This is a genomic window from Arthrobacter sp. NPDC092385, from assembly GCF_044755105.1.
Classification (GTDB): domain Bacteria; phylum Actinomycetota; class Actinomycetes; order Actinomycetales; family Micrococcaceae; genus Arthrobacter_D.
On sequence record NZ_JBIVQL010000018.1, the window covers coordinates 1 to 26,977 of the forward strand.

Below are 26,977 nucleotides of genomic sequence, written 5' to 3' on the forward strand. Positions count from 1 at the left end.
CGCTCGGCTTCCGCAACCTCGCGAACTACACAGCCAGGAGCCTGCTCGAGGCCGGAGGTTTCAGACCCTCGCTACACCCTTGATTCCGAAGAGCCGGTTCCGGTGCTGCCGCCCGGCTGGCCTCCTAGCGGACCTGCCGTCAGTACACAGGTGGATGTACTATGGGAGGGTGGAACTACCTTCTGAGCGGATGAGCGCCCACGCACCGGCGCAGCCGGTCCCTCCCACGGAGCGCCGGGCGGTCCTGTCCCGGAGGATCCGCCTGCTCGTCGCCGCGACAATCACCTACAACATCATCGAAGCGGTCATCGCGATCAGCGCCGGAACCGTCGCCTCCTCGAGCGCCCTGATCGGGTTCGGCCTGGACTCCGTCGTCGAGGTCCTCTCCGCGGCCGCCGTGGCCTGGCAGTTCGCCGGTCGCAACCCGGAGGCCCGCGAGAAGACCGCCCTGCGGCTGATCGCCTTCTCGTTCTTCGGCCTCGCAGCGTTCGTGACCTTCGACGCCGTCCGCACCCTGCTCGGCGCAGCCGAGCCCCAGCACTCGCTGGTCGGTATCGTCCTCGCCGCGGTCAGCCTCGCCGTCATGCCGTTCCTGTCCTGGGCCCAGCGCAGGGCAGGACGCGAGCTCGGCTCGCGATCCGCCGTCGCGGACTCCAGGCAGACCCTGCTCTGCACGTACCTGTCGGGGGTCCTGCTGGTCGGTCTGCTGCTGAACAGCACCCTCGGCTGGTCCTGGGCGGACCCCCTTGCCGCCCTGGTCATCGCCGCCGTCGCGCTCAAGGAAGGGCGGGACGCCTGGAGGGGTGACGCCTGCTGCGCGCCGTCGGTCGGCACCGCCGAGACGGAGCTGATCGCGCCCGACGCGGCACCTCCGGCCACGTCGTCGTCCTGCTCCTGCTGCACCCACACCTGACCCTCCAGCCGCACACCGCACATCCCGAGGAGACACACCTGTGCCTACCGCCTTCAACGCCAGGGCCCTGAGCCTGCAGAACCGCATCGCGATCGGGCTGATCCTCGCGGCCGCCCTCGTCGTGGGCCTGGTGATCCTCATCAACAGCATCGGGGCCGGTGGATCCGAGGCCGCGGGCTCTGGGAACTCCCGGGTGCAGGTGGTGCGGGAGGACAGCCACCGCCTGTCCCAGGCGCCGGATGAGAAAGCCGTCCTGGTGGAGTTCCTCGATTTCGAGTGCGAGGTCTGCCTGGCTGCGTATCCGCTGGTGGAGGAGCTCTCCGTGGAGTACGGGGAGAACCTGACCGTGGTGTCCCGGTACTTCCCCCTGCCGGGCCACCCGAACTCCGAGACGGCTGCGGCGGCCGTCGAGGCGGCCGCCCGGCAGGGCAGGTTCACGGACATGCATGCCCTGATGTACGAGAAGCAGGCCGAATGGGCGCACACACCCGAATCGAGGGCCGGCACCTTCCGCGAGTACGCGCAGTCCCTGGGCCTGGACATGGCGGCCTTCGACGCCGCGATCGCCGACCCTGCCACCCTGGAGCGCGTGAACAGCGACAGGGAGGACGGCCTCGCGCTGGACGTCGAGGGTACGCCCACGTTCTTCCTCGAGGGGCGGAAGATCCAGCCCGCAAGCGTCGAGGAGTTCCGCAGCCTCATCGAAACCGCTATCGCGGACTGATCCGAACCAGCGACGACGAGGACCGACAAGGCCATGGCACAAGCGACCGCTCCTACACCATCAGCCGGCGCCGGGTCGGGGGAGGAGACGCCCCTGCCCGTGTCCGCCCGACGGGTCCCCTTCGGGGTGATGCTCCTCGTCACCGGGATCACGGGGTGGCTCGCGGCCGGCGTCCTGATCCTCGAGAAGCTTCAGCTGTTGCGGGATCCGGACCACGTCACGAGCTGCGACATCAACCCGTGGGTGTCCTGCGGCCGGGTCATGCAGACCTGGCAGTCGGAACTCTTCGGCTTCCCGAATCCTTTCATCGGGCTCGTCGGGTTCGCCGTCATCATCACCACCGGCATGGCGCTGCTGGCCGGGGCCCGGTTCGCCCGCTGGTACTGGGCGGGCCTGCAGGCAGGTGTGACGCTCGGCGCGGTGTTCGCCGCGTGGCTGTGGAGCCAGGCGCTGTTCGACATCTACATCCTCTGCCTGTACTGCATGATCGTCTGGGCGGCCATGATCCCGCTGTTCATCCTCACGACCGTCCGCAACATGGCCCACGGCGTCATCCCCGCACCCGCAGCCCTGACCCGATGGCTCGCCGCCTGGGTGGGGCCGGTCATCGCCATCACCTACATCGCCGTCGGCGCCTCGGTCTTCTTCCGGTTCCTGCACGTCTTCACCAACTGACGCTGATGCGCCACGCGGTGGAGGCGTGGCGGCCCGGAGCCGGTCACGGCGCCCTCAGGCACCGAGGATGCGCGCCGCAGCCGCCTCCGCTTCCAGTTGCTCCTCGGTCGCGACCGTTCCGCGAAGGAACCCGCGCGAGCGCAGCATCGTCCTGATGTCCTCGATGCTGTAGGGGTCGGGCCAGCGGCCGTGGGCTACTGCATGGCAGGTGGGGCACAGCGGCACGAGATCGACCAGCGGGTCGATCTCATAGTCCGGCGTGATGTGGGCCAGGGGCGTGATGTGGTGCACCTGGACGAGGTCGGCTCCCGGAGCGCCGTACGCCAGTTCGAGGTCCAGCCCGCAGGCGTGGCACGCGGACCCCCCGTTCGCGATGGCCCTCCTGCGCAGCTCCGGGTCCCGCTCGAAGGCGCTGGCCGGTACGCGCTTCACCCGATCCGAGGGCAACGCACCCGGAACGGGGTCCAGCGTGCCCGGTTCGGGCGGAGTGGACTCCGCCCACAGCTCGCGCAGCGACACCTCGGCCGCACCGGTGAGCGGGGCGGCGCTGACTCCGGTGATGTCCAGTCCGGGCAGCCGTTCCAGGAGTTGCGCCAGCGGCACCTGGTCGCCGTGGGGGAGGAGCAGGTCGATATCGATGTCCGCGCGGACCGAGGACGTCCCCGGTGTCGGCGCGGACCCCCTGACGATGCCGTGTCCGATCAGGCCCCGCGCGGACGGGTGGTGCCCGACGACGACCAGCCAGAGGTCCACGCCGTCGTCCGCCGTGATCGCGGGGAGCTCCCACCGCAGCCTCAGGACGCCGGTCCGTCGGACGGTCCCGACATCACTGGCGTAGACCCCGGGCCAGGCGTGCTCATCGGGATTCCACGGAAGGACTACGGCCGCCATGGCTCCGAGTGTGCCACGTCCGGGCCCTGCATGCGTTCGCCCGGCAGCAGCCAGCGCACGGCCTCGTCCCGGTCCGTGAAGAAGCGGGTCTCCGTCGGAGACCTCACGGCGAAGGCGGTCAGGACCAGGTCGACCGCGTCGGAACCGAGGATGGCGATGGGAGCGGGGCGGGCGTAGGCGACGAACGCCTCCCGTGCGTCCCAGGTGACTTCCCGGAGGGCTGTCACCTCCACCAGCAGGGGGAGTGCGCCGCTGTCCGATGCCGTCACGGCCGATCCCGCCCGGGCGATGTCGGAGCGGTCGATGACGAGCCCTCGCCGCCATCGGAGCTGGAGCAGCGTGGGAAGGACGATGAGGGAGAACCGCGGGTCGGCATCGTCGCGCATGCCTGTGCCAGGCCTCGGCACGCTCACGGTCGTATCACTGCCCGCCTCACGCTCCAGGTGAGCCGCCCACCGGCGGCAGGCGCGCCGGATGAACACGCCCTGGATCACTTCGGTGCGGTGCCGGTCCTGGATGGGTGAGGTCGTCGACCGTTCCCGGGGTGGCGTGGCTGGTCAGAGGTTCCAGGCGGGCTGACCGTCCCAGAGCCCGCGCTCGCGGAGCCCTGCGATGACGTCCCGGACACCGGGGGCGAGGGTGGGAAGGCCGTCCGCCACGGCGATCAGCGGCCCGTAGTGCCGTAGTTCCGCCATCTCGTTGGCGAAGTGGAGGGCACGGGCATGATCCGTGGTGAGCCCGGCTCCGCCCGCGGCGATGGCTTCGAGGGCGGCCTGCGCCCGCCCGAAGAGGATGGCATGGGCCAGATCGTTCGCGGTGGTCTCGGGATCCTGCTCCGCCGCCGCGTCCCAGCCCTGCAACGGCCTGTCCTCCTTCAGCCGCACGCCGATCTGCTCCCACTCATGTGCCATTGGATCCCCCAGCCGTCGTCCCCTGCATCGAACAATCAGCGTCTCAGTCCGTTCCTCCCGCCTACAAGTGCGCGCAACGGGGAAACCCGAGTTGTTAGCCCTCTGTGACCTGTGCGCCCTGAACGGGCAGGGACACCGCTTGCGGCGGATGACTCGTCTACTGGGTATCGCCGTGCCAGACTGGAACGCATGTGTCCACGCCCGGCAAAGCCGCACACTCCCTCCACCAGTCCGAGCAGTAGCAGCACGACGACGCCGGTAGCCGAGGTCCGCCACCTCGCGGTCCGCCTCGACGACGCCTGGCTCCGCTTCCAGACGCGCCGCTCGATCCGGCGCGGGCGGATCGAGACCGTCATCCCGTACACCGGGTACGGCACGACGGCGTGGGTGCGGGTGCTGGCCCGCGTGGTCCTGAGCGACCCGAGGGACACGGGACGCAGCAAGGAGGACGGACCGCTCAAGCCCCTGCAGGAGGGCATGCGGGGGTGGCGCAACTTCACGAGTGCTCCGGTGCCCCACGCCGTCGTCCACGTGACCATCGGCGGCACGGTGCACGACGTCGAGGCGGACCGCGGTGGTGTCGTCGATGCCCGTATCCCCGTGACGCTCGACGCCGGCTGGCACACGATCACGGTGCAGTCCGGGGAGTCGAAGGTGGTGGAGGCCCCCGTGCGGATCGTCGCCGACGGCACCGAGTTCGGTGTCGTCTCCGATATCGACGACACCGTCATGGTCACCGCGCTGCCCCGGCCGTTCCTGGCCGCCTGGAACACCTTCGTGCTCGACGAGCATGCGCGGACGCCCACTCCGGGGATGGCCGTGCTGTACGAGCGGGTCGTGCGCACCCTTCCCTCGGCTCCCGTGCTCTACCTCTCTACCGGGGCGTGGAACGTCGCGCCGACGCTGTCCCGGTTCCTGTCCCGCAACCTCTACCCGGCCGGACCGAAACTGCTGACCGACTGGGGGCCCACCCGCGACCGCTGGTTCCGTAGCGGGCAGGACCACAAGCGCACGTCGCTCGAGCGCCTCGCCGAGGAGTTCCCCGACGTGAAGTGGCTGCTGGTGGGGGACGACGGCCAGCATGACGAGGCCATCTACTCGGAGTTCGCCCAGCGCCACCCGCAGAACGTCCGTGCCATCGCGATCCGCCAGCTGTCCGTCGGCGAAGCGGTGCTCGCAGGCGGCCGCTCGAAGACCGGGGTCCAGCCGACCCCGGGCATTCCCTGGATCTACGCCCCGGACGGTGCCGGCATGTCGGCGCAGCTCGAGGAACTCGGCATCATCGAGAACGATGTCCGCTCCGCGGATGTGCCCGAGGAGACCGACTGATCCCGCACCTGGACGTAGCACGCGCATGACGGGCACCCGGCTGCCGCCACCGACCTACCCGGCGCTGTCCTACGAGCTGTATCCGCCGCGGAACGGGCCTGCGGAAGAGTCCCTGTGGACGACCATCCGCAGGCTCGAGGACACACGCCCCGACTTCGTGTCGGTCACGTACGGGGCGGCCGGCAGCAACAGGGAGACGGCGATTCACCTCCTGAAGCGGCTGCTGACCGAGACCACGCTCAAGCCGCTGGCGCACCTGACGTGCGTGGGCAGCAGCCGTGCGGAGCTGACGGAGATCGTCGAACGCCTTCTCGGCGGGGGTGTGCGGGGGATCCTCGCGCTCCGGGGGGACGCTCCGGAAGGCATCGAGCCCCGGCCGGGCGACGTCGAGCACGCCGACGAACTCGTCCGCCTGATCCGCGACGTCGAGTCGCAGCGGACCGCGCAGCTCGCGGCCGGCAGGGTGTCGGTCGGGGTGGCGGCGTACGCCACGCGGCACCCCGACTCGCCGAGCCTCGAGCAGGACATCGAGGTGCTCCTCGCCAAGGAGGACGCGGGCGCCGACTTCGCGATCACGCAGGTCTTCTTCCAGCCCTCCGACTACGCGCGGCTGGTGGACCGGGCGGCCCGCGCCGGCGTCAGCATCCCGATCATCCCGGGCGTCATGCCGATGACCAGCACGCGGCGGCTGGAGAAGCTGAGCGGGCTGGCGGGGGTCGACGTCGACGAGGCCCTCCGGGCCCGGCTCGAGGGAGCACGGGCCGACGAGGACCGCCGTCGGATCGGGGTCGCCGCCACCGTCGAACTCGCCAGGGCGGCCCTCGACGACGGCGCGCCCGGGATCCACCTCTACACGTTCAACGAGCACGCAGCCGCACTGGACGTGATCGATGCCCTGGATCTCGAGAGGCCCCCGCAGGCAGGACTCGCGGCCTCGCTGTAGCCAGGCCCGGACCGCTCGTCCTGCGCTGATTCCTGGGCGGGACGGCGGGTGGAAGCGCCGCGGGTCAGGAACTCCTGCCGACGGCCCGCCCGACGGCCGCCGCCGCTCCTGCCACCGCGGGAGCGGCCGCCTTCAGCCTGTCGCCGAACACCACCGCGCCCGCGCCGACGAGGGCGGTGCCGAGGACCATCCGCTGGGCGGTGCGGCGTCTGCCACTCCAGCCGCCCGAGACCGAGGCGTTGGCGGGATCCAGCGAGGGGGCGTACAGGTTGCCGGTGGAGTCCTCCGCCGGTTCCTTCTTCGACAGGTGCGTGTGTTCCACCTGGTGCGCCATCACCCTCTCGAGCCGGCCCGGCGTGAGCCGGTGCTGCCGCACCATGGACCGGCCGATACGCCCGACGGCGACCTCGCGGACCGGCGCATCGACGACGTCGAGGATGGCTTTCGCGACCCGGTCCGCACTGTAGACCGGGGGCATCGCGACGGCGCGCCGTCCCGTGTAGTTCGCGGCGTGGTCGAAGAACGGCGTATCGATGGTGGGCGGCAGGACGGTGCACACGTGGATGTGCTTCTTCCGGTCGAGTTTCAGTTCGGACCGCAGGCTGACGCCGAGGGCGCGGACGGCGGCCTTCGACATCGAGTAGGCGGAGGTGTAGGGCTGCGGGATCTCACCGACGATCGAGGCCACGTTCACGAGGACGCCGCTGCCCTGGTCCTGCATGCGTTCCAGGGCGGCGCGTGCCCCGTAGACGTAGCCCATGACGTTGACGTCGATGACGCGCTCGAAATCCCTCAGGGGTACCTCGAGGAAGGGGGAGAAGAAGGACACCGCGGCGTTGTTGACCCAGACGTCGATGCGCCCGAACTCCTCGACGGCCCTGCTCGCCAGCTCCTGCACGGCGCCGTACTCCGAGGTGTCGGTGGGTACCGCGATGGCCCGGGCGCCGAGGGCGGTGCACTCGGCGACGAGCGACTCGAGTGCCTCCACGCGCCTGCTCGCGAGGACCAGGCTGGTCCGGCGTCGGGCGAAACGAAGGGCGGTCGCGCGTCCGATGCCGCTCGCCGCCCCGGTGATGACGACCACGCTGTTCTTGATCCGCATTGGTTCCTCCCCGAAGAGTGTGGATTCCGGCGGACCGGCGCCCGCGTCTGTCCCGAAGGTACAAACCGTCGCGGGACGGGCGCAACGGTGAATCAGCGGCCGGAGAAGGGTGCGTATCCCGGGGCCGTGTGCTTGGGACCGATGCTCTTGCTCCGGAGGATCTCGGCCAGGTGGTCCATGAAGAGGCGCACGCGGGCGTCGTCGGCGTCGCCCGTGCGCAGCGCGAAGATGCTGCGGGCTAGCCGGATCTCCGGGACGTCGAGCGCCACGATGCCCTCGGGCCGGTTGACCATGGCGAGTTCGGGCACCAGTGCGGCTCCCAGCCCGGCCGCCGCGAGCTCGAGGCTTGCGTTGAAGTCGTCGCAGTAGGCGGCGATCCGGGGGTGGAGGTTGCAGCTCGCGAAGAGCCGCTCGATGACCGTCGCGTCGGCGGTGCCCGGATGGTGCATGATCCACGGCATGTCGGCGAGCTGGTCGGCGGTGACGCGCGACCCGCCGCGGATGCCCCAGCCCTCGGGCAGGATCACCCGGAAGTCGTCGTCGCCGATCCACTGGCGGCTGAGCGTCGATGGCCAGGCGAGCCCCGCCTGTCCCACCTGGTAGACGAGCGCGAGGTCGAGATCGCCGCCCGTCCGCAGGCCCTGGATGGTGTGGGCGGGCTCTCCCACGAAGAGGCGCAGCGACACCCCGAGCCGTTGCCACTCGGGCATGCGGAGCAGCCGGGGGAGGGCGAACGTCGCGAGGCTCGGGAAGATGCCGAGCCGGAGTTCGTGCGCCGGACCGGAGCCTGCCCGGGCGGTGGAGGCGAGCAGTGCGTCGATGTCCGTCAGGACCTTCGCGGCGTGGCGTGACATGGCGAGGGCGGCGTCCGTCGGAAGGGCGCTGCGGGCGGACCGGGTGAAGAGCGTGGCGCCCGTGTCGCGCTCCAGCGCGGACATCTGCTGCGACACAGCGGAGGCGGTGTAGCCGAGGCTGGTCGCGGCTCCGCTGAAGGATCCGTGGCGGATGACCTCGAGCAGCGTCCGCAGGTGGACGGGATTGATCAACTGACACCCTCCTCATGGGCTTGTCCCTCTGCCCAGTCTTCTATACGTGATCGTCCTTCTATACGCGTTCGTCGCGACACGCCAGAGAATCGCGACACGGAAGTTTCTCAGCCTGTGCGGAAGTACTCCACAGTGCTGTGGACGGACCCCTCCGAACGCCTCCGATCGGCTCGTTTCCGGGCTTTCCGGAGGCCCCGATCTGTGGACATCGTGTGGACTACTCGCTCCGGTAATGACATACTTGTAATACATCATCTAGGGGTTCGCTCCAGTGGGTCGCACTAGATGTAGTATCGAAGCACAGAAACAACCGCTGGACGGGCATGGGCCCGGAAGCGCGGAAATCCCCGGATTTCTTCCCCTATCCGGGGCCGCGCGCCGCCCATGACACAGCACGACAGCAGTACAGAAAAGGGGACCAGGACATGACCGTCACGGTTTACACGAAGCCGGCTTGCGTACAGTGCAACGCCACCTACCGCGCTCTGGACAAGAAGGGCATCGCCTACCAGAGCGTCGACATCTCGCAGGACCCTGCGGCCCTCGAGCGCGTCCGCTCCATGGGCTACATGCAGGCTCCCGTCGTCATCACGGACAACGACCACTGGTCCGGATTCCGCCCTGACAAGATCAGCTCCCTCGCGGACTCCGCCGTCAGCTCGGTTGCCTGAACGGATCCCCTCGGGGGATCCGCCGGGCCGGCATCAGCAATGACTGCCACCGCCGTGGACGACCGCTCCACCTCCGCCGACCCGGCTCCGACCGGGGACGCGGAGGGGCCCGTCACCGATGCGCCGCTGATCTACTTCTCGTCGGTCTCCGACAACACCCACCGCTTCGTGCAGAAGCTGGGGGTCCGGGCCGCCCGCATGCCCCTGCTCACCAAGGAGCCGACGCTGCGGGCAGTCCGGCCGTACGTCCTGGTCCTCCCCACCTACGGGGGAATCACGGGTAAGGGCGCGGTACCGCGCCAGGTCGTGAAGTTCCTGAACAACGAGCAGAACCGCAGCCTCCTCCGGGGGGTCATCGGGGCGGGTAACACCAATTTCGGTGAGACCTATTGCCTTGCCGCCGACATCGTCGCCGCCAAATGCAACGTCCCCGTCCTGTACAGATTTGAAGTCATGGGCACGTCCGAGGACGTGCACCGAGTAGCCAAAGGATTGGAAGAGTTTTGGACATGAGTGTTGCAGAGACGGAGACGGGCGCACCCGCAGCCGCAGTGGACCGCTTCAAGGACATGGGCTATCACGAGCTCAACGCCATGCTGAACCTGTACGGGCCGGACGGAGAGATCCAGTTCGACGCCGACCGCGAGGCTGCGCACCAGTACTTCCTGCAGCACGTCAACAACAACACGGTGTTCTTCCACGACCTCGAGGAGAAGCTCGACTACCTCGTGAAGAACGAGTACTACGAGCGCGAGACGCTCGACCAGTACTCGATGAACTTCATCCGCGGCCTCTACAAGCGCGCGTACGCCAAGAAGTTCCGCTTCGAGACGTTCCTCGGGGCCTTCAAGTTCTACACCTCCTACACGCTGAAGACGTTCGACGGCAAGCGCTACCTGGAGCGCTACGAGGACCGCGTGTGCATGGTCGCCCTGCACCTGGCCCGCGGCAACGAGCAGCTCGCCGAGCAGATGGTCGACGAGATCATCGACGGCCGCTTCCAGCCCGCCACCCCGACATTCCTCAACGCCGGCAAGCGCCAGCGCGGCGAGCTGGTCTCCTGCTTCCTGCTCCGCATCGAGGACAACATGGAGTCCATCGGGCGGTCCATCAACTCGGCCCTCCAGCTCTCCAAGCGTGGTGGCGGCGTCGCCTTCGCCCTGACCAACATCCGCGAGGTCGGTGCCCCGATCAAGCAGATCGAGAACCAGTCCTCCGGCGTCATCCCCGTGATGAAGCTCCTCGAGGACAGCTTCTCCTACGCCAACCAGCTCGGAGCCCGCCAGGGCGCAGGCGCGGTGTACCTGCACGCGCACCACCCGGACATCAACCGCTTCCTCGACACCAAGCGCGAGAACGCGGACGAGAAGATCCGCATCAAGACGCTGTCCCTCGGCGTCGTCGTGCCCGACATCACGTTCGAGCTCGCCAAGCGCGACGAGGACATGTACCTGTTCTCGCCCTATGACGTCGAGCGCGTCTACGGCATGCCGTTCTCCGACATCTCGGTCACCGAGAAGTACTACGAGATGGTGGACGACGCCCGCATCAAGAAGACGAAGATCAAGGCGCGCGAGTTCTTCCAGACCCTCGCGGAGATCCAGTTCGAGTCCGGTTACCCGTACATCATGTTCGAGGACACCGTGAACCGGGCCAACCCGATCGACGGCAAGATCATCATGTCCAACCTGTGCTCGGAGATCCTCCAGGTCTCGCAGCCCACCACGTACAACGAGGACCTGTCCTACGACACCGTGGGCAAGGACATCTCCTGCAACCTGGGGTCGCTGAACATCGCGAAGACCATGGACTCGCCCGATTTCGGCCGGACCATCGAGACCGCCATCCGCACCCTCTCCGCCGTCTCGGACATGAGCCACATCAGCTCGGTCCCGTCGATCGCCGCCGGTAACGACGCCTCGCACGCCATCGGCCTCGGCCAGATGAACCTGCACGGCTACCTGGCCCGTGAGCGCGTCCACTACGGCTCCGAGGAGGGCCTGGACTTCACGAACATCTACTTCTACTCCGTGGTGTACCACTGCATCCGGGCGTCGAACCTGATGGCCATCGAGACCGGGCGGACGTTCGCCGGCTTCGAGAAGTCCAAGTACGCCAGCGGTGAGTTCTTCGACAAGTACACCGATCAGGTGTGGGAGCCGACGACGCCGCGCGTGCGTGAGCTGTTCGCCGACGTGCACATCCCCACCCAGGAGGACTGGCGCGCCCTGAAGGCCTCGGTCGTGGAGCACGGGATCTACAACCAGAACCTGCAGGCCGTCCCGCCGACCGGCTCGATCTCCTACATCAACAACTCGACGTCCTCCATCCACCCGGTGGCGTCGAAGATCGAGATCCGCAAGGAAGGCAAGCTGGGCCGCGTGTACTACCCGGCGCCGTACCTCACCAACGACAACCTGGAGTACTACCAGGACGCGTACGAGATCGGCTACGAGAAGATCATCGACACCTACGCCGCTGCCACGCAGCACGTGGACCAGGGCCTGTCCCTGACGCTGTTCTTCAAGGACACCGCCACCACGCGGGAGATCAACAAGTCGCAAATCTACGCCTGGCGCAAGGGCATCAAGACCGTCTACTACATCCGTCTCCGCCAGCTCGCGCTGGAAGGGACCGAGGTCGAGGGCTGCGTCAGTTGCATGCTCTAGGCAACTAGATTCTGCCAGGCCGGGCGGTATGCCCGGCCTGGCACTCCAGACTCCACCGGGATCACCGGCATTACTTTCACCCAGACAAGGAACACACCATGAGCGAGAAGCTGAAGCTCGTAGACCAGGTCCAGGCCATCAACTGGAACCGCATCCAGGACGACAAGGACGTCGATGTCTGGAACCGCCTGGTGAACAACTTCTGGCTGCCCGAGAAGGTGCCGCTGTCCAACGACGTGCAGTCGTGGGCCACCCTGACGCCGGAGGAGCAGCAGCTCACCATGCGCGTCTTCACCGGCCTCACCCTGCTCGACACCGTCCAGGCGACGGTCGGAGCGGTCAGCCTCATCCCGGATGCGCTGACCCCGCACGAGGAGGCCGTCCTCACGAACATCGCGTTCATGGAGTCGGTGCACGCCAAGAGCTATTCGTCCATCTTCTCCACGCTGGCCTCCACCAAGGAGATCGACGAGGCGTTCCGCTGGTCCACGGAGAACGTGAACCTGCAGAAGAAGGCGCACATCGTCACCGACTACTACCGTGGCGATGATCCCCTGAAGCGCAAGGTCGCCTCGACGCTGCTCGAGAGCTTCCTGTTCTACTCCGGCTTCTACCTGCCGATGTACTGGTCTTCCCGTGCCAAGCTCACGAACACGGCGGACCTCATCCGTCTGATCATCCGCGACGAGGCCGTGCACGGGTACTACATCGGGTACAAGTTCCAGCGCGGTCTGGAGAGCGCGACGCCGGAGCGTCGCCAGGAGCTCAAGGACTACACGTTCGAGCTGCTCTTCGAGCTGTACGAGAACGAGGTCCAGTACACGCACGATCTCTACGACTCCGTGGGCCTGGCCGAGGACGTCAAGAAGTTCCTGCACTACAACGCCAATAAGGCGCTGATGAACCTGGGCTACGAGGCGATGTTCCCGTCCTCCGTGACCGACGTGAACCCGGCGATCCTCTCGGCGCTGTCCCCGAACGCCGACGAGAACCACGACTTCTTCTCCGGCTCGGGCTCCTCGTACGTGATCGGCAAGGCCGTGAACACCGAGGACGAGGACTGGGACTTCTAACGCTCTATTCTCCAGCGATGGAGACTGAAGCAATCCGGTTCAAGACCTGAATGGCCCCGCACGCACCAGCGTGCGGGGTCATTTTTTTCATCTAGCAACGGCAGGGCCCCACGAGGCCGTGCACGGCGCGGTCGATGGCGGGGCGTATGTCGAGCTCGGGGTCGACGGTCAACCGGTGCAGGAGTAGTCCGTCGAGGAGCGCCATGAGTGCCCGAGTAGCCGGCACCGGGTCGGCGATGCCGACCGCCTTCACGAGGACCTCGGTCCACTGCTCGAACTCGCGGCGCTGCTGCCGTAACGGCTCGCCCAGCTGGGGATCATCGGCGAGCTCGAGGAAGAGGGCGTAGCGCGCACGCGTTCGCAGGGCGAAGGTCCCGGCCTGCAGTTCGACCATGGCACACAAGCCCTCGATCAGTCCCTCCGGACCCGTGACCGCCGGCATTGCAGCAGGATCGAAGTCGGAGCGCTCCCGCTCCGCGATCCACTCGACGACGCCGCCGAGCAGTGCCCGGCGCGTGCGGAACCAGTTCGAGGTGGACCCGGCCGGGAGGCCGGCTCGTTCGTCGACCCGTGCGTGGCTCAACGCGCGCACGCCTTCCGCGCCGAGCACCTGCACCGCTGCTTCCAGCCCACGCTCGCGCGTCGATGCCGCCATGGACACTCCTTTCCGCGAGGTCTACTATGAACATAGTGTATTTGCGGGAGGAAGAAGGACGCCATGACCACGCCAACCGTGGACTGGTCGCCGCCGTTACCTGAAGCAGCAGGCTTCGACCACCTCGTTGTCCGGACGCCCGGCCTACGGACGCACGTCGCCACGATCGGCCAGGGTGAACCGGTCGTGCTCCTGCACGGTTTCCCCGAGCACTGGTGGCAGTGGCACGCGGTGGCTCCGATCATCGCCGCACGCGGTTACAGGGTCATCTGCCCCGATCTCCGCGGGGCCGGGTGGACCGTGGCCGAGGATCCGCGGGTCGAACGCGAAACCCGGCTGCGTGACCTGCTCGCCCTCCTCGATGTCCTCCGCATCGAGCGCGCGCACGTCGTCTCCCACGACATGGGCGTCATCACAGCAATGCAACTGACCTACGACCACCCCGAGCGGGTTCGATCGGCGGTGCAGCTCGCAGTGCCACCGGCGTTCTTCACATTCAGTCCGAGGATCATCCCGGGCTTTCGGCATCTGCCCCCCTTCATCTGGCACCGCCCCGGCGCCTCCTTGGGAGGGGTCTTCTCTGAGGCCTATGCCGCTCACCCGATGTCGGAGGCAACCGTCGAAGCGCACCTCGCCCCGCTGCGCCGGCCCGACATCGACGCCGCGGTCCGTCCGCTCACGCGCGGCATGGTGCTACCGGAAGCTCTGCGAATGATGCGAGGGGTCTACCGTCGCCGGCGCCTCACCGTGCCGACCCTTGTCGTGTACGGCCGCCGTGACTACCCCTGGACCGAACCGGTCCTGCGGCGCATCTGCCGCGATCCCGGGCGATACGCCGATCGCGTTGAGTTCGCCTACGTCGACGACGCAGCACACTTCATCACCGACGACGCGCCCGCCGAGGTCGCCGACCTCGCTCTGGACTGGTTCGACCGCTCGGGGAGCTCCGCCTGATTCAGGGCTCTTCGCCCGGGCCTCGAATCAGGTCAGCCAGCTCCACCAGCGCGACGGCTCCGGCGCGGGTAGGGGTTCCGGCTCCGGCTCGCCGCCCAGCGCCTGCGCAGCCTCGACGAGATCGTCCGCGGTGAGCGTCATGACGTCATCCCGGTCGAGCGCATCGAAGTCGCGGTCCTGGTCGAGTGACAGCCTCAGCGCCTGCCGGTTGAGCGCCTGCTCGAACAAGGTGCGGGCGAAACGGGCGTTGCCCGAGTCCTCCCCGACATGGAGGCCTGAGAAGATACGGCGCAGCATGTCGTCGGCGCCGGGCGCCAGGATGTACTCGTGCTGGGCCAGCATCTGGTGGAAGATCGTCTGCAGCGCGCCGACCGAGTAGTCGGGGAATGTGATCTCCCGCGCGAAACGCGACCGGAGGCCGGGATTCGAGAGGAGGAACGCCTCCATCAGCTGCGGGTACCCGGCCACGATGACCACCAGGCGATGGCGGTGATCCTCCATCCGCTTGAGGAGGACCTCGATGGCCTCGGGACCGAAGTCCATCCGGCCGTCCTCCGGGGTCAGGGCGTACGCCTCATCGATGAACAGGACGCCGTCCAGTGCACGCCGGATCACGCGGTCCGTCTTGATGGCTGTCGCACCGACGTACTGCCCTACGAGGCCGGACCTGTCGACCTCCACGAGATGGCCCTTCTGCAGCAGCCCGACAGCGCGGTACATCTCGGCGAGGAGCCGCGCCACAGTGGTCTTGCCGGTACCCGGGTTCCCGAGGAACACCAGGTGCTGGGAGGTAGCAACCTCCGGCAGGCCGTGGGCCTTGCGACGGGCCTGCACCTGCAGGAGGGCGACGAGCGCTCGGACCTGCTCCTTGACGGTGTCCAGTCCCACCAGGGCGTCGAGTTCGGCCTGCACCTCGGACAGTGGGCGCGCCGGACCGGGACGCACCGGGAAGTACTCGCCGCGCAGGTCCTCGACGCGGTCCGACCCCGACGATTTGAGCTGTTCAGTGAGATGGCCGAGCGTCTCGCGCAGGTCATCGAGTGGATTGCGGCTGGCGGCCATGCTTTTCTCCTGACCGACTGAAGAGCAGGGAGTCGGTAGATCGCGGTGAGTGGGTCTGATCGTGTCGCCGCGGAAGCGGCCCATGCATTGATTCGATGGGATTGCGTCCAAGCTACCGCACCAGGACGGCGAGCAGGAGCTCGGCTGTCGCTCGGATTGATAGTGCTCAACGGGGGTTCACGTCAGGCGACGAGCGAATCTGCCCGATGGGCTCGCCGAAGCGCCTTCAGCTGCTGCCGCCGGAAGTGCCGGTGTCGGCGACGTGAAGCATCATGTGGCTCGACGACGCCAGTGCCGGGCGGAGGGGGCGCCGTCGATCTGTAGGTGTGACCGGTTGGGGTGCGAAGCTCGATGGCGTGCCGGACGGCAGGGTACGGTCTCGCTTTCCAGCCGCGGAGTTCCTTGGTGTGATTGCACGCCTCGCAGAGACCGGCACCGTTGGGAAGACTCGTCGGTCCGTCATCGCGCCAGGGGACGATGTGGTCGTAGTGGCGGATGGGTGCGTCGCAGTATGGGGTTCGGCAGCAATCGTCACGAGCCTCCAGGAATCGGCGCTGACCCGCCGTGAAGAGCCTGGACCGGGAGTCGACGGCCACGAGATCGCCGCTCCCCGGGGCGGTGTAGAGGCGCCGGATCCAGGTTGCGAAGTTTTTGCGGTGCTGGAGGTCGAGAGACTCCGTGCTGTCTGCCACGGGTCGACGTGGGTGCGCAGCCAGCAAGGAACGAGCCCAGCCACCGGGTACGACGCCGTAGCCGGCAAGCCGCGCCGGTTCGGTGTCTCCCTGAAAGAGCGTGCGGTCCGTCATGATGAGCTGGATCTCCACGCCGGATATACCTCCCGGGGTACCGGTGACCCGCTCGACGAGGGCGTCGGCCATGATCTGGCCTCGGCTGCGGTCATCACCGTCCGAACGACACGAGTCGGCGTGCCGGGAGAGACTTGCATAGGCTGCCACCCCCTCGGCGACGGGGAGGAGGGCGGTCAGGTACGTCATCGTGTCGGGCGCCGGTCGGAGGCTGACATGCCGCTCGGCCGCAGCGCGGCGCGAGCGGTCCGTGACGGAACGGGGATCCCTGCGGTACGACGCCGTCCGGGCGGCGGCGACGATCGCCTGATCACCGGCGCCCTCGAAAGCACCCGTATCGGCGGATAGCTCCTCGTCCACCGCACAGCGATCCGCCGCGCTCAGGCAGGCGGTCTCCCTGACCAGGAGCATCGCGCGCCATTCGTTCAGCTGACCCGTTTCCAGCGCCGCGAGCGTGCGCGGCATCTCCGTCACCAGTGCTTTCGCCAGGCCCAGCAGCCGGCTTCCGCGGGAGGGGGACTCGCGACGGGCGAGGGCGACCTGCGCGGCGACGCCCTGTCCCTGCTTCGCCACGGGGACGTCGGCGTCGGCCTGCAGGCGTCGCTCAGCCTGATCGAAGGCGACGGCGACCCGCGCCTGCGCGCCGGCGACAGCGGACTTGAGGTCCTCGAGCTCACGCAGCTGATTGATCAGACCGGCGCTCTCGGCACAGGGCCGCAGTGCGGTGACCTCTTCGATGAGATTGCGCATGCCGGGTTTCCGCACAGCGGCGTCCGTGGGAGCGCCACAGTACTGCGTGGCTGGTTCCCTCCGTGCTGCTCCGTCGCTGTGCATGCCCTATTTTCCCGCGTACCACTGACAGTTTGATGTCCGCAGGGACCGTTATCCACACCCTCTTCCGACAGGCCGACAGGCCGACAGGCCGACAGCCCGACAGCCCGACAGCCCGACAGCCCGACAGAGCGACGGAGCGCCGAGCCGACCGTACCGCGCCGCCGCCGTCGTGCACTGTCCTCGGGAAGAAGGCCCAGCTCGGCTACAGGTCGGGGTGGTCCTCTCCGTCCCCGCCGAACAGGTTGCGCCGGAGGGCGTAGACCTGGCCTCCGACGAGTATTACGCTGATGAGGATGGCCAGCGGCCAGGAGAGGCTCGTGGCGTAGATGAGGACGAAGGCGATGGATACGGCGAATACCGCCATGGCCAGCAGGAGGACGGACCTCAGCCACCATCTGCGCCGGACGGCCTGAGTCCGCGGAAGCCGTGATGCGCTGTGGTCGCGATGCTCGTCGTCGGTCATTTCGTCCACCCCTGACGGATGCTCCTGCGTCTGCTCCAACCGGGTTCGGCCGCCGTCGCCCGTGGTATGGACGGCGGGACGGGTCGGATCAATACCATCGTGACGCGACGTCCGCGTCTTGGCCAGCGTCGCCGACTGTCCGTGAAGGTTGTACGGGAACAGGTCCTGGAGCGCAGCGCCCTATGTCCCCGACGTGGAATCCGCGCTGCAGCGCTCGAGCGACGGGGCGAGGGCCCGGATGACGATCCCAGCACCGATCAGGGTGGTGCCCATCGGTATCATCGCCCAGCGAACGAGGGTCAGCACGATGTCCACGGCTCCGACTCCGATGGCTGCAGTAGGACCGGCCGTCTCTGCCAGAAGGCCTAGCAGCTGCGGAAGCAGCACGAGGACGAATCCTCCTGCGAGCACGAGGACGACGCCCCATTGGATACATTTCCTGGCCGTTGACTGCATTATTCCCCCGATGACACCTCGTGCAATGACACCTCGTGTGTTCGTCAAGTGTAGCCACGAACAACGCTGCAGGCCGGTCGATGACCTCTACGGTGCGGCGGCGGCGACGACGTCGGTCACGGGGGCTGCGAGGGGGTCCGGGGACCGCCGTGCGCGGCCGTTGTCGCTGACGGTCGCGAACCCCTCGCGTGCCCAGTACTCGAAGCCACCGATGAGTTCGCGGACGTTCGTGTAGCCCAGCGTCGCGAGGATCAACGCGCCGCGCGTACTGCCGTTGCACCCGGGCCCCCAGCAGTAGACGACGATCGCGGCGTCCTTCCCGGTGGCGACGTCGGCGATGCGCGCGGCGAGGTCCGCGTTCGGTATGTGAAGGGCGCCCGGGATGCGGCCCTGGCTCCAGGAAGCGGCCGAGCGGGTGTCGATGACGATCGGAGGGTGACCGGATGCCCGGTCTGCAGCGAGGTCGGCCGGGTCTGTCTCGTAGGCGAGTTTGGCGGCGAAGAAGTCAGCGGCGGAGAGGGAAGTAGGCATGAAGCCATCGAACCGCCTCTGTCGCGTCAAGGGAACAGCGCGTCGAGGAATGGTGGCTTTATGACGGCAGTGTTCACCAGGCCTTCATGCGATGCTTCCCGGGCCATCCCGCCCGCTCACCTGCCCGGTCTAGATTCGGCCCATGGCACTGCACACCCGACCCCTGGTGAAGGAGGGGCATGCCGCTCTCCGAGGATGAACGGCTCGCGTGGCGGGACCTCGAGCAGTCCCTGACCGCCGAACCCGGCACGGTGACGCTGCAGGATCCGTGGACCCTGACCGTGCCGGCGGTGGCCTGGCATCTCTTCCTGCCGCGGCTGATCGCCGCCGTCGGAGTCTTCGTCCTCCTCACCGGGCTGATCGTCGGCGTACCCCTTTTCGTGATCGCCGGGATCGTCGTGCTGTGCCCCTACCCGAGCCGCCGTCGCGCTCGCGACAGGCACTCCTCCTCGCCCGGCGCCGGTCTGCCGTAAGCGGGCGCAACCCCGGTATCAGGTCCGATTCCCGCCCGACTCCTGGTCGAAACGTCATCGAAACGAGCCCCCGTTAGCGTCGGCCTTTCGACGCGTGGAGGGAATCATCATGAATGACAGTTTCGGTCGGGACGCAGCGGAGACCCTGGCGAAGGGCCTGGGACGGCGCAGGTTCATGGGAGCGGTCGCGGCCCTCGGGACGCTGACGGCGGCGACGGCCTGTACGGCGGCACAGCCGGCAGCGACCGGCGCTACCGCAGGTTCGACGGCGGCGGCGTCCGCAGGAGCGTCGGCCTCCGCCGGGGGAGCGCCGTCCGAGAGCGGCTTCGGCGAGATCCTGCAGCCGGGCAAAGGTACGATCCAGGGCGACGCCTACCTGGCCTCGACTCCCGATGAGGTCCTCTGGGGGTACGTCCCCACCGTCCACGCCACGCCGGCGCTGTCCATCCGCTCCGGCCAGACCGTCACGATCGACGCCCTGTCCCACGAGGGCATCCTCGAGGACCAGGGACGGAATCCGCTCGAGTACTTCGGTGCACTCGGCGTACCCGAGAGCAGCATCCTCGAGGATGCCGTGAGCATCGCCGCCGGCTACACGAGGACTCCGCGGAACTTCGACGCCGACGGCCCGCACATCGTGACCGGTCCCGTGGCCGTCGACGGCGCCGAGCCCGGGGACGTCCTGAAGATCGAGACCCTCGAGGCCGTCCCGCGCGTACCGTACGGCGTCGTCTCCAGCAGGCACGGGAAGGGAGGGCTCGCCGTGCAGCCGAACGTCCAGCCGCCGGCGGGCATCACCCTCGAGGAGGTCATGCCGCCGGTCGGCACCGACAACCGGGCCTCCGGCATCCCCTCGGACTACGGGAACGTGTCCGTGTTCACTGCGATCGAGGACGGCAAGGGAGTGATGACCAGCGGGGACATGACGGTCCGGTTCCCGCTGCGTCCGTTCCTGGGGATGATGGGCGTGGCCTTCGCCGAGACGGAGGGCCTGACGTCGCCCGAGGCCAATTCCGTCCCACCCACGCTCGGCGGCGGCAACATCGACATCCGGCACCTCGGCCCCGGCTCCACCTTCTACCTGCCGGTGAAGGCGGACGGCGCGCTGTTCTACGTGGGCGACCCGCACATGGGCATGGGCGACGGCGAGGTGGCCCTGACGGCGATGGAAGGATCACTGCGGGGCACGTTCCGGCTGACCGTGTGCAAGCCCGGCTCGGGCGACGCGCCGTCCGTCGCCTACACGTACCCCTTCGGGGAGACCGCCGAGTCCTGGATACCGATCGGCCTCTCCGATCCGGACGGCCTCGCCGGAGGAGGAGTCAGCGGCGACCTCAATGTGGCCATGCGACGTGCCATCATCAACGCCCTGGACTTCCTCCAGAACGACCGCGGCATGGACCGGGCGGTGGCCTATGCCTACCTCTCCGCGGCGGCGGACTTCGCCGTGTCGCAGGTGGTCGACCGGACGGTCGGGGTCCACGGTCTCATCCGCAAGGCCGATTTCGACTGACGGAGCACGGGGCGGGTCTTCACGGACGCCGGGGGAACGGGATGCGGTCGAGGTCCGACGCCGCGAGGACGGTGGCCGGGCCGGCCGTCCGACGTGCCTGCGCCGCGAGCACGCCGACGTCGTCGTACCGGGACGAGAAGTGCGTGAGCACGAGCGTCTCGGCTCCGCCGCTGCCGGCGAGGGCGCCTGCCTGGCCCGCCGTCAGGTGCAGGTACTGGTCGGCGAGGGCGGCGTCGTCGTCGCTGAAGGTACTCTCCGTGACCAGCAGGTCCGCGCCGTCCGCGAGCGCGGCGGCGCCGTCGCACACCGCCGTGTCCATGATGAAGGCGAAGCGCCGCCCGGGCCGGTGCACGCTCACGTCCTCGAGCCGCACCGGGCCCAGGCGGCCCTCGCGCTGCAGCCGCCCGACGTCGGGACCCTGAATCCCGGCGGCCGTGAGCTGCTCGGGCAGGAAGGTGCGGCCGTCCGGTTCCGCCACGCGGTAGCCGTACGCCTCGATGCGGTGCCGCAGCGGCTCGACGTCGATCCCGGGAGCGATGGGTCCGGCGGCGCCGTGGGGGAGCAGGCGCAGGTCCAGTCCCGGCGTCGCGAGGGAGACGAGCGCCCGCACCACGCCCTCGCCGGAGGCCGGGTAGTGGAGCTCGACGGGATGGGCGACGCCATCGAGCACCATCCGCGACAGCACGCCCGGCAGGCCGAAGCAGTGGTCGCCGTGGACGTGCGTCAGGCAGATGCGCGTGATCCGCGACGCGGACACGCCGGCCTGGATCATCTGCCGCTGCGTGCCCTCCCCGGGATCGAAGAGGATGCCCTCGCGCTCCCACCGCAGGAAGTAGCCGTTGTGGTTGCGGGTCCGCGTGGGGACCTGCGATGCCGTACCGAGGATGACGAGCTCACGCATGCCCCCAGTCTCGCACCGGGCCGCGCTGTGCAGCCGCAGTCTCTCACCCGGCGGCGCAGCGGCGCGGGGAAGTGGCGGGGCCCGCGGTGGACCGGGAGGAGGGCAGGCGAAAGAATGGTGGCTGGAACGCGACAGAGGAGCATGGATCACGTGGAGCAGCAAGCGCACGCGGCAGCGCGGAGGCTGCCGGAGGAGACGCGCCAACGGGCCTGGAAGCAGGGTGCCTGGAACACGCCCTCACGGGAGCTGATCCCGGCCGCCCTGGTGTCGTTCGCCGGTTTCGCGCTGTTCGTGCTCCACCAGGCGGTGATCGGCTATGCGCTGCTGGTGGTGGCGCTCGCAGCCGCCGTGGTGATCAACCGTGCGCTCTTCCGCGACCTGCTGCTCGTCGCGTTCAGCCTGGTCGTCATGAGCCTCGTGCCGATCACCACGGACATCGGCTTCGAGCACATGGGCGTCATGGGCACGGCGATGATCCTCGCCGTCGGTGTTCCCTACGCGGTCTCCCGCTTCGCCTACGGGGACCATGCCGTCAGGTTCCCCGTCCGCACCGGGGTGCCCTGGACCCGCACGGAGAAGTGGTACCTGCCCGCCGTCGTCGTCATCGGTTACGCACTGCTCCCCGTCTACATGCTCGGCACCGGGGTCTACACGAACTGGCCGGCGGCCTCCACGCCGAACGAGATCGCCCGCCTGTTCATCGGCACCAACGGGCTCGGGATCTGGGACGAGCTGTTCTTCATCTGCACGGTCTTCGCACTCCTGCGCCGGCACCTGCCCATGGTCCAGTCGAACCTCCTGCAGGCCGTGCTCTTCACCTCGTTCCTCTGGGAACTGGGCTTCCATGCGTGGGCGCCGCTGTTCATCTTCCCCTTCGCGCTCCTGCAGGCGTTCATCTTCACGCGGACGCGGTCGCTCTCCTACATCATCTGCGTCCACCTCCTCTTCGACTTCGTCCTGTTCCTCGTCCTGATCCACGCGCACAACCGCGCGTGGATCGACATCTTCCTCTACTGATGCCGACGGGCAGGGCACCGGCGAGCGATCCCGCCGGATTCATCGACGAGTCCCTCCAGTACGAGAGCTCGTGGGAGCGGGCGGAGGACTACGAGCGACGGTTCGGGACGGACCTCGAGTACTACGGGGCGTCCGTGGGCGCGGTCCGCGGGACCGTGCGCAACGCCGAGCGCCGGTACCCGGACCTGGGGCACGACGACGTCACCGCCCTCGCGTCGGAGCTGTGGGCCCGAGCGGTGTTCGAGCGTCGGCTGGCGGCGGTCGTGCTGCTGCAGTCGGCCGGGCGCCTGCTGCGGCCGTCCGACCTCACGCGCATCGAGGGATTCCTCCGTGCCGCCCGGCTGCCCGAACTCGTGGACCCGCTTGCCGTCGACGTCGTCGGGCCCCTGCTGCTGCGGCTGCGGGAGCAGGACGCCGTGCGCGCCACCGCCGTCCTCGACCGGTGGGCGGCGGCGGACGACGCCTGGCTGCGCCGCGCGGCCGTCCTCGCGCACCTGCCGGCATTCCGGTCGGGCGAGGGCGACGACGCCTCCTTCCGGCGGACCGTGCGCCTCGTCTCGGGTGCGCAGCAGGGGCGCGTGGCGGTCGTCGAGGAAGCGCTCGACCTCGTGCGGCAGAGCGGCGCCGGCTAGCTGTACTGCTAGCGGATGTCGATGGTCCGGCTGATCCTGCCCCGCAGTGCCGGCACCATGTGGTGGAGGCCCATCAGGCCCAGGCCGTAGCGGCGGACGCGCCGCATCGACGTCGCGACCCTCAGGCGCGGATCGATCCGGACGGCGCGGAAGCCGAGCCGGTGGGAGACCCGCACCGAGAAGTCGATGTCCTCGTCGCGTTCGTCGATCGATGTGCGCCCGATCCCGCCGGTCGCGAGGTACGCGGAGGCCCGGACCGCCATGTTGTGGCCGGCGACGAAGCGCAGGTAGGCGACGTCCAGGTGGTACACCGCCATCATGATGCGCAGGAGCCTCAGCGCGGCGGGCATGAGCAGGTCGTCACCCCACCGGTGGTATCTGTCGCGCAGGGGGATGCTGGTGCCCCCCACGAGCTGTACCTCGGGATGCTGGGCGAACACGGTGCGGATCCGGGCGGCCCAGTCCTCCACCGGCTCGCTGTCCCCGTCGGTGCGGGCGATCAGGGTGAAGCCGTCGGCGATCGCCGTCCGGAAACCGGTATCGCACGCGGCTCCCGTGCCCTTCTGCTGCTCGTGCAGGATCCGCACGTCGAGGGTGGGGTGCCCTGCTGAGAAGCGTTCGACCCGCTGTACCGTGTCGTCGCTGGAGCCGTTGTCCACGACGTAGACCCGCAGGTCCGGGCAGTCCCGCTGCCCCAGGAGCGCATCGAGGGTGCGGGCGACGTCGGGCTCGTTGTACACGGGGACGACGACGGCGAGTTGTTCGGTCACGGCTCGATCCTCGGGGTGTGAACAGGAGTGGGACGGACGGGTCAGGGGTTGTCGAGGTCGCGCGCGGACAACGTGTCGCAGGAACGGATGTCGCCGGTCTCGAACCCCTGGGAGAACCACGCCTGGCGCTGTTCGCTCGAACCGTGGGTCCAGCCTTCGGGATTCACCTGTCCTGTCGCCGCTTCCTGGATGCGGTCATCACCCACGGAGGCCGCCGCGGAGAGGGCGTCCTGGAGATCCGTGGTGGAGAAGGTCCGGAGGAAGGGTTCGCCCGACTCCGGATCGGGGACCGAGGTGGCATGGGCCGCCCACATCCCGGCGAAGCAGTCCGCCTGCAGTTCCACGCGGACGCCACCGGATTCCGCCCCCTGCGGATCCTGCTGGGCGGCACCGAGGGTGCCGATCAGGTTCTGGATGTGGTGCCCGAATTCGTGGGCGACCACGTACTCCTGCGCGAGCGGTCCGCTGGAGGAGCCGAACCGCGTGACCAGGTCGTCGAAGAAGGCGGTGTCGTAGTAGGTCTGCTGGTCCGTGGGGCAGTAGAACGGGCCGACGGCGCTGGTGGCTGCTCCACAGCCGGTATCGGTACTGCCGGTGAAGAGCACGACGCCGGGCTGGGTGTAGGTGACGCCGAACTGGTCCAGGTACGGCGACCAGAAACTGTCGAGGCTCTCGGCGGTACCGAGGATCCGGCAGTCGAGCCGTTCGTTGGCCTCCACGCCCGTCAGGCACTCGTTGATGGCGCTCTCGCCACCCGGGTCCTGCTCCTGCGTCGTCGCCGTACCGTCGTCGAGACCGAGTTGGTCGACGACGCCGGGACCGAAGATCAGCGAGAGGATCAGGAGGAGCCCGCCGCCGAGCCCGCCTCCCACGGCGGCACCGCGTCCGCGTCCACGCCGGTCGCTGACCCGGGAGGGATCGAAGCGGGCGTTGTCATTGAAACTCATGACTCAACAATAAGCGTACTTAGCGTTCCCTTGGGCCACGGCCGTCGTGGGTCGCGTGCCAGTCCCTCAGTTCTGCCAATGTGCCGGTCGATGCGCCTCGCGTGCTGGCGGGGACCCAGCCAGAAGGGGTCATCCATTTTTGTTTTTCGAACTGCAAAGGAAGCTGCGGGAAACTCCTTGCCACACCTATCACTTGCGTACCATGAGGACTAGTCTGAGGGTAACGCCGCGACCTGTCTCCTCGTTCGGTGTAGAAACTCCCTTTGCGCCTGATTTGGGGTCAGTAGCTTCTGGATCCTCAGTAGTGCGATCACGCTTTGGGCCGCTCACCCTGCTGGAAGGTGCACTATGAGAGGCTCCAAGACTTCACCCCGCCACGCATCCGCGGGCCTAAACAAGTGGGCACCGAAAGCGGCCCTTGGCGCAGCGGTCAGTGCTATCGCACTTACGGCCCTCGCCGTGGTGAGCGGCCCTTGGGTGGCTTACGCCGCCGAAGCGCCTGTCGGGCTTGGTACAGCGGGTTCCTATTCGGTACTGGGTGGCGAAACCGTGACGAATACGGGTCCCACCAGATTGAATGCGAACCTCGGGGTAAGCCCGGGAAGCGCTGTCACCGGCTTCCCTCCGGGTATTACGACGGGTGCGATCAATGCCGCCAACGCCGAAGCCTTGCAGGCCAAGTCAGACCTGACGATCGCCTACAACGATGCCGCTGGACGGGCGTTGACGGAGAGTGTCGCGGACGACCTGGTGGGCCGGACCCTCCCGGCCGGGGTGTACAAATCAACCGGCCCGTTGGCCCTCAGCGGTACGCTCACGCTTGACGCGGCGGGCGACCCGAACGCCGTGTTCATCTTCCAGGTTGCAGAAACTCTGATCACAGCCTCGGCAAGCAACGTGGTGCTCATCGGGGGAGCCCAAGCCTGCAACGTGTACTGGCAGGTCGGAAGCTCCGCCACGCTGGGTACCAACTCGACCTTCAAGGGCACGATCCTCGCGCTGACATCCATATCGGTCACCACCGAGGCCGCTGTCGAAGGCCGGGCGCTGGCGCGCAACGGGGCCGTGACGCTCGACAACAACTCGTTCGTCACCTCCAGTTGCACACAAACTCCAGTACCAACCGTTACCGCGACTCCAGCTCCCACAACGTCAGCACCGGCTCCGGTGCCGACGGTCACGACTCCGGCTCCGGTGCCGACGGTCACGACTCCGGCTCCGGTGCCGACGGTCACGACTCCGGCTCCGGTGCCGACGGTTACGATTCCGGCTCCGGTGCCGACGGTTACGATTCCGGCTCCGGTGCCGACGGTTACGATTCCGGCTCCGGTGCCGACGGTTAAGACTCCGGCTCTGGTGCCGGGTAACGATTCCGGTGTCGGCGGGGCGGGTGGAGTGTCAGGGCAACAGCCAGTGGTCGGAGCGGACGGTGCCAGGCTCGGAACCAACCGCGGCACGAACATCCAAACCGCAGCGAGTGCCCAGCCGGAGGCACAGTCGTTCCTGCCAGTTGGTCTCCTCACGGGAGCCGCAGTGTGCGCGCTCTTTGCAGCAGCGGCCGGAAGAGGGCCGCGTTCCGCTCGAAGGCATTAGGACTCTCGGGCATAGCCGTCGTCGAAACCGGCGACGGCTATGCCAGGGTGACGAGTTCGAAGCAGTCCTGTTCTAACGATCACCGACCCGGTTCGTCGGGATCACACGACCCACGCCGCTCGATGCGTCACGCCTATCACTGTCTAAGGAGTTGAGGGCAATGCATAAGCACCGGAGGGTTGGCGAGCCGGCCGATCAACGGCAAGAACGACCTGCGCCGCTTGCCGGGATCAAGAGACCTGGAAAGCGGTGGGTAGCCCTACCCATCATTGCTTCCGCCGGTCTCGCCCTCGCCGCGTCCGTGATGCCGCCGGGATCGAATGAACCACAACCTCGGGCAGTCCCGCTGTCCAGCACGCTCTCTGCCAGTGCGGCACCGGATGCCAGCCCTGTCGATGACCAAGCTGCTGCACCATCGGGTGC

The 26,977-nt window shown here is 68.1% G+C and carries 29 protein-coding genes; 15 read left to right on the forward strand and 14 right to left on the reverse strand.

Annotation, left to right across the window (positions count from 1 at the left end):
- Positions 1-190: 190 nt before the first annotated feature.
- Genes ACIQCY_RS16385 through ACIQCY_RS16395 form a run of 3 tightly spaced genes read left to right on the forward strand, consistent with a single transcriptional unit; the run spans position 191 to position 2,312 of the window.
- The gene (locus ACIQCY_RS16385) at positions 191-913 is read left to right on the forward strand and encodes a cation transporter (RefSeq protein WP_400484918.1); all 723 of its coding nucleotides are present in this window, start codon (positions 191-193) and stop codon (positions 911-913) included.
- Between the two features lie 40 nt (positions 914-953).
- Entirely contained in the window at positions 954-1,637 is a 684-nt protein-coding gene (locus tag ACIQCY_RS16390) for a DsbA family protein (protein WP_400484919.1), read from the forward strand.
- Between the two features lie 33 nt (positions 1,638-1,670).
- Complete coding sequence (locus ACIQCY_RS16395; RefSeq protein WP_400484920.1) at positions 1,671-2,312, forward strand: vitamin K epoxide reductase family protein; 642 nt, start codon at positions 1,671-1,673, stop codon at positions 2,310-2,312.
- Between the two features lie 54 nt (positions 2,313-2,366).
- Here the strand turns inward: ACIQCY_RS16395 and ACIQCY_RS16400 are convergent, their stop codons facing one another.
- The 3 genes from ACIQCY_RS16400 to ACIQCY_RS16410 all read right to left on the reverse strand — a co-directional run bounded on the left by ACIQCY_RS16400 (position 2,367) and on the right by ACIQCY_RS16410 (position 4,114).
- Complete coding sequence (locus ACIQCY_RS16400) at positions 2,367-3,203, reverse strand: hypothetical protein (protein WP_400484921.1); 837 nt, start codon at positions 3,201-3,203, stop codon at positions 2,367-2,369.
- Entirely contained in the window at positions 3,191-3,589 is a 399-nt protein-coding gene (locus ACIQCY_RS16405; RefSeq protein WP_400484922.1) for an STAS/SEC14 domain-containing protein, read from the reverse strand. Before ACIQCY_RS16405 ends, ACIQCY_RS16400 begins: the two co-directional genes overlap by 13 nt.
- Positions 3,590-3,760: 171 nt before the next feature.
- Positions 3,761-4,114: a hypothetical protein gene (locus ACIQCY_RS16410; protein WP_400484923.1), complete on the reverse strand. Its 354-nt coding sequence runs from the start codon at positions 4,112-4,114 to the stop codon at positions 3,761-3,763.
- Positions 4,115-4,303: 189 nt separating this feature from the next.
- Between ACIQCY_RS16410 and ACIQCY_RS16415 the strand changes: the two genes are divergently transcribed.
- Positions 4,304-5,443: an App1 family protein gene (locus ACIQCY_RS16415; RefSeq protein ID WP_400484924.1), complete on the forward strand. Its 1,140-nt coding sequence runs from the start codon at positions 4,304-4,306 to the stop codon at positions 5,441-5,443.
- A 25-nt stretch (positions 5,444-5,468) separates the two neighbouring features.
- Entirely contained in the window at positions 5,469-6,386 is a 918-nt protein-coding gene (locus tag ACIQCY_RS16420) for a methylenetetrahydrofolate reductase (protein WP_400484925.1), read from the forward strand.
- 64 nt (positions 6,387-6,450) lie between these two features.
- Here the strand turns inward: ACIQCY_RS16420 and ACIQCY_RS16425 are convergent, their stop codons facing one another.
- Together ACIQCY_RS16425 and ACIQCY_RS16430 are read right to left on the reverse strand one after the other, a co-directional pair.
- The gene (locus ACIQCY_RS16425) at positions 6,451-7,488 is read right to left on the reverse strand and encodes an SDR family oxidoreductase (RefSeq protein WP_400484926.1); all 1,038 of its coding nucleotides are present in this window, start codon (positions 7,486-7,488) and stop codon (positions 6,451-6,453) included.
- A 92-nt stretch (positions 7,489-7,580) separates the two neighbouring features.
- Positions 7,581-8,534: a LysR family transcriptional regulator gene (locus ACIQCY_RS16430; protein ID WP_400484927.1), complete on the reverse strand. Its 954-nt coding sequence runs from the start codon at positions 8,532-8,534 to the stop codon at positions 7,581-7,583.
- Between the two features lie 425 nt (positions 8,535-8,959).
- Between ACIQCY_RS16430 and nrdH the strand changes: the two genes are divergently transcribed.
- From nrdH to nrdF, 4 genes are all read left to right on the forward strand, one after another.
- A complete protein-coding gene (gene nrdH, locus ACIQCY_RS16435; protein ID WP_400484928.1) occupies positions 8,960-9,205 on the forward strand; it encodes a glutaredoxin-like protein NrdH in 246 nt (81 codons plus the stop codon).
- 39 nt (positions 9,206-9,244) lie between these two features.
- Complete coding sequence (gene nrdI / locus ACIQCY_RS16440; protein WP_400484929.1) at positions 9,245-9,718, forward strand: class Ib ribonucleoside-diphosphate reductase assembly flavoprotein NrdI; 474 nt, start codon at positions 9,245-9,247, stop codon at positions 9,716-9,718.
- Positions 9,715-11,874: a class 1b ribonucleoside-diphosphate reductase subunit alpha gene (nrdE, locus tag ACIQCY_RS16445; RefSeq protein WP_400484930.1), complete on the forward strand. Its 2,160-nt coding sequence runs from the start codon at positions 9,715-9,717 to the stop codon at positions 11,872-11,874. Before nrdI ends, nrdE begins: the two co-directional genes overlap by 4 nt.
- A 98-nt stretch (positions 11,875-11,972) precedes the next feature.
- A complete protein-coding gene (gene nrdF, locus ACIQCY_RS16450) occupies positions 11,973-12,947 on the forward strand; it encodes a class 1b ribonucleoside-diphosphate reductase subunit beta (RefSeq protein WP_400484931.1) in 975 nt (324 codons plus the stop codon).
- A 91-nt stretch (positions 12,948-13,038) separates the two neighbouring features.
- Here nrdF and ACIQCY_RS16455 read toward each other — a convergent pair whose 3' ends face one another.
- A complete protein-coding gene (locus ACIQCY_RS16455) occupies positions 13,039-13,602 on the reverse strand; it encodes a TetR/AcrR family transcriptional regulator (protein WP_400484932.1) in 564 nt (187 codons plus the stop codon).
- Between the two features lie 63 nt (positions 13,603-13,665).
- On the opposite strand from ACIQCY_RS16455, the gene ACIQCY_RS16460 reads away from it, so the two are divergent.
- Positions 13,666-14,556 (forward strand): alpha/beta fold hydrolase, encoded by an 891-nt coding sequence (locus ACIQCY_RS16460; RefSeq protein ID WP_400484933.1) that lies wholly within the window; start codon positions 13,666-13,668, stop codon positions 14,554-14,556.
- A gap of 27 nt (positions 14,557-14,583) precedes the next feature.
- On the opposite strand, the gene ACIQCY_RS16465 is transcribed toward ACIQCY_RS16460, so the two are convergent.
- From ACIQCY_RS16465 to ACIQCY_RS16485, 5 genes are all read right to left on the reverse strand, one after another.
- On the reverse strand, positions 14,584-15,618 hold the full coding sequence (locus ACIQCY_RS16465) for an AAA family ATPase (protein ID WP_400484934.1): 1,035 nt from the start codon (positions 15,616-15,618) through the stop codon (positions 14,584-14,586).
- Between the two features lie 182 nt (positions 15,619-15,800).
- Complete coding sequence (locus ACIQCY_RS16470; protein WP_400484935.1) at positions 15,801-17,174, reverse strand: HNH endonuclease; 1,374 nt, start codon at positions 17,172-17,174, stop codon at positions 15,801-15,803.
- Between the two features lie 286 nt (positions 17,175-17,460).
- Positions 17,461-17,721, reverse strand: a complete 261-nt coding sequence (locus ACIQCY_RS16475) for a hypothetical protein (protein ID WP_400484936.1) — start codon at positions 17,719-17,721, stop codon at positions 17,461-17,463.
- A 180-nt stretch (positions 17,722-17,901) separates the two neighbouring features.
- Positions 17,902-18,177 (reverse strand): hypothetical protein, encoded by a 276-nt coding sequence (locus tag ACIQCY_RS16480; protein ID WP_400484937.1) that lies wholly within the window; start codon positions 18,175-18,177, stop codon positions 17,902-17,904.
- Positions 18,178-18,264: 87 nt separating this feature from the next.
- Positions 18,265-18,708: a rhodanese-like domain-containing protein gene (locus tag ACIQCY_RS16485; protein WP_400484938.1), complete on the reverse strand. Its 444-nt coding sequence runs from the start codon at positions 18,706-18,708 to the stop codon at positions 18,265-18,267.
- Positions 18,709-18,887: 179 nt separating this feature from the next.
- Here ACIQCY_RS16485 and ACIQCY_RS16490 point away from each other — a divergent pair, with 179 nt between their 5' ends.
- Together ACIQCY_RS16490 and ACIQCY_RS16495 are read left to right on the forward strand one after the other, a co-directional pair.
- Positions 18,888-19,181, forward strand: a complete 294-nt coding sequence (locus tag ACIQCY_RS16490; protein WP_400484939.1) for a hypothetical protein — start codon at positions 18,888-18,890, stop codon at positions 19,179-19,181.
- Positions 19,182-19,290: 109 nt separating this feature from the next.
- Positions 19,291-20,694, forward strand: coding sequence for an acetamidase/formamidase family protein (locus ACIQCY_RS16495; RefSeq protein WP_400484940.1), 1,404 nt, complete (start codon positions 19,291-19,293; stop codon positions 20,692-20,694).
- 19 nt (positions 20,695-20,713) lie between these two features.
- On the opposite strand, the gene ACIQCY_RS16500 is transcribed toward ACIQCY_RS16495, so the two are convergent.
- A complete protein-coding gene (locus ACIQCY_RS16500; RefSeq protein ID WP_400484941.1) occupies positions 20,714-21,595 on the reverse strand; it encodes a ribonuclease Z in 882 nt (293 codons plus the stop codon).
- Between the two features lie 246 nt (positions 21,596-21,841).
- On the opposite strand from ACIQCY_RS16500, the gene ACIQCY_RS16505 reads away from it, so the two are divergent.
- The gene (locus ACIQCY_RS16505; RefSeq protein WP_400484971.1) at positions 21,842-22,612 is read left to right on the forward strand and encodes a type II CAAX prenyl endopeptidase Rce1 family protein; all 771 of its coding nucleotides are present in this window, start codon (positions 21,842-21,844) and stop codon (positions 22,610-22,612) included.
- Complete coding sequence (locus ACIQCY_RS16510; RefSeq protein WP_400484942.1) at positions 22,612-23,244, forward strand: DNA alkylation repair protein; 633 nt, start codon at positions 22,612-22,614, stop codon at positions 23,242-23,244. Before ACIQCY_RS16505 ends, ACIQCY_RS16510 begins: the two co-directional genes overlap by 1 nt.
- Before the next feature lie 8 nt (positions 23,245-23,252).
- Here the strand turns inward: ACIQCY_RS16510 and ACIQCY_RS16515 are convergent, their stop codons facing one another.
- Both ACIQCY_RS16515 and ACIQCY_RS16520 read right to left on the reverse strand, forming a co-directional pair.
- Positions 23,253-24,014, reverse strand: coding sequence for a glycosyltransferase (locus tag ACIQCY_RS16515; protein ID WP_400484943.1), 762 nt, complete (start codon positions 24,012-24,014; stop codon positions 23,253-23,255).
- Positions 24,015-24,055: 41 nt separating this feature from the next.
- Positions 24,056-24,961: a neutral zinc metallopeptidase gene (locus ACIQCY_RS16520; RefSeq protein WP_400484944.1), complete on the reverse strand. Its 906-nt coding sequence runs from the start codon at positions 24,959-24,961 to the stop codon at positions 24,056-24,058.
- A 477-nt stretch (positions 24,962-25,438) separates the two neighbouring features.
- On the opposite strand from ACIQCY_RS16520, the gene ACIQCY_RS16525 reads away from it, so the two are divergent.
- Complete coding sequence (locus ACIQCY_RS16525) at positions 25,439-26,554, forward strand: ice-binding family protein (RefSeq protein WP_400484945.1); 1,116 nt, start codon at positions 25,439-25,441, stop codon at positions 26,552-26,554.
- Positions 26,555-26,977 lie beyond the last annotated feature (423 nt).